Annotated in this window: 3 protein-coding genes; all 3 read right to left on the reverse strand. The window is 47.3% G+C overall.

The features are described from left to right. Positions 1-479: metallophosphoesterase (locus OEL57_RS16245; RefSeq protein ID WP_300741925.1), on the reverse strand; the 479-nt coding region annotated here is incomplete at its 3' end. Next, positions 476-1,210: a hypothetical protein gene (locus OEL57_RS16250; protein WP_300741927.1), complete on the reverse strand. Its 735-nt coding sequence runs from the start codon at positions 1,208-1,210 to the stop codon at positions 476-478. The genes OEL57_RS16245 and OEL57_RS16250, both read right to left, overlap by 4 nt. 154 nt (positions 1,211-1,364) lie before the next feature. After that, a partial coding sequence (locus OEL57_RS16255; protein WP_300741928.1) for a tyrosine-type recombinase/integrase occupies positions 1,365-2,239 on the reverse strand: 875 nt, incomplete at its 5' end.

A 2,239-nucleotide genomic window follows, 5' to 3' on the forward strand; every position in this document is an offset into this window, starting at 1 on the left:
TCTTCCAGGAGGACGGTGCTGCCCCAAGCCATGTGCTCAACCGGAGTGTCGTTGATCGGGTCATCAAGCCCCAGATTGATTCCGGCGTGTACTAGGATGAAATTACCCTCTTCGTAAGAGTACGGCAAACCAGCCAGAAACTTTCGATAGCGTAGCGGAATATCTGCAGGCTGTTTGACGCCAAAGCTGAACAAGGTCTTTTGCCCCCAGTTTTTTGTCCACTGACAGGAAAAGAGATCATGATCCTGCGAAAGGTTGCGGATCAGCATGTCCTCATGGTTGCCGCGCAGTGGCCGCAGATCATACCCGGCCTCCTGCATGCTGATGATGATATCCAGCACACCCATGCTGTCAGGACCGCGATCAATGTAATCACCCAACAGGTAGATCCGGTCGTCAGGCTTTGGATTGATCCGATCAATCAGGACCTGGAAGGTCTGTGATCCACCATGTATGTCGCTAATTGCGTAGCGGGTCATGAGGTGTAAAGTGGCTTGGAAATGGACAGATCATCCTTTGAAATCGTGGCTGGTTGGGATGGCATATGCGCAATATCAGATATTCCGGCATCCCTCAATATCGTCCAAGTGAAGTCTTTTTCTGTGATGGTAGTTTTTATAGCAATCACCTTTGCACCCATAACCATGTAACCAAAGCTTAATGATCCAAGCTGCATTCTGAATCTGGGCTCCATGCCGATTACTGGATACAGGGGGATGTTTGATTCCTTGGAAGCTTTTTGTAATGCCCTGACAAATGCAACCAGCATGGCGGTGGCCCCTTGTCCGAACTGGTTGTCGTAGGCCCCGGCATGCTCTATATCTTCAAGGGTTTCTTTGCCGCCAGGTTTTGGAAATACAAATACTGAGATGCCTGCTTCAAAGTGGTTACCTTTGTCACGCAGGTAGGGAAAAGGAATCAGCAGTCCTTCGTAAGAGTTTTGAAGGTAATAAAGGATGGCAATGCAGCTCAGGATAATGTTGGTCTCCATGGCTGCATTTACCTGTTCGCGGCTGCAATCAGGCGGTTGTAACTTAATGCCCATAACCTCTGTGTCGTCACATTGCATTACCAGTCCGTATTCAAGCGGTTTGTCGGCAGATTTAAGCCCGACAATGCCGTAGGGCATCAGCTCCCTGATCTGCTGGAACAGTTCTCTGTCAATGGGAGCAAGGTGGATATTGCCTTTGGGTGTTGGTATGGTTTTCATAGGTCTCCCTTCCTGAGCATGGATTACATCAGTTTTCTGAGAGTTCACTATACCATGCAGGTATGACAAAAAATGTCGTTTTGGGATTTCAAGAAATCTTTTGTGGCTATTTTACTGCTTAACCCTCCCCATTTAGCGTCCAATACCTCAAAATTTATGCGCGATTTCGCTTGATTGAGATGACGTTGTTTTCTGCCCCATTGATAATACTTAAGATTTTTTGTTCCCATGTTTCCAGGGCTTTCTGCTTTTCAGTATCATACCGGTATTGGTTGTAAACTCTGATAACTCCTTGCTTGGCGTGGTTGAGTACTGCATCAATCACTTCGTCCATTTCACCGGCTTGTGCCATAAAGGTTGCAGCAGTGCGGCGAAGATCATGGGGGGTAAAATCATCTACCTCAAGTTTGTTGACTGTTGCCGGTTGGCCATCTTTCTGATAGAGCGGTCTCCCTTTGGTGTCGGTGAGGGGAAAGGCAATATTCCGTGCCACTGCCCGAGATACTGCATGGCGATCAACGGATTGATTCTTGTTCTGGTGCCTCGATGGAAAGATGTAGCCTTTATAATCAGATCCGTGTGGGAGGTTTCGGGCAGACATAACACGCTCAACCTGCTCGGCAATAATGTGCTGTACGGTTTCTGTTAAATACACCCTGTGAGACTTTTTATTTTTGGCCCTGCCTTTCCCATCCTGCTCCTGACGGTCTGCAGGGATGGTCCACCAATCCTTATCAATATCATTGGTGTGCATACCAATTACTTCACCAGGGCGTTGAGCTGTAAGGATAATGAGTTTTAAGGCGAGCTTTATGTCCTCAGTCATGGAGGCTTTTTCCAGGTTGTTCCAAAATAGCTTGATCTCTTCTTGTGATAGCACTCTTTCTCGCGAATTGAGCGGAGCTGGTAGTTTAACTCCAGTAGCGCAGGAATAGGGTAAGATGTCTTTTTCAACAGCATAGTTGAGCATCTTGCGAATGATCTTGAAGGTGTTGTTTGCCATCCCTGGAGAGCCACGCTCTATAATGC

This window comes from Trichlorobacter sp. (assembly GCF_030247655.1).
Classification (GTDB): Bacteria; Desulfobacterota; Desulfuromonadia; order Geobacterales; family Pseudopelobacteraceae; genus Trichlorobacter.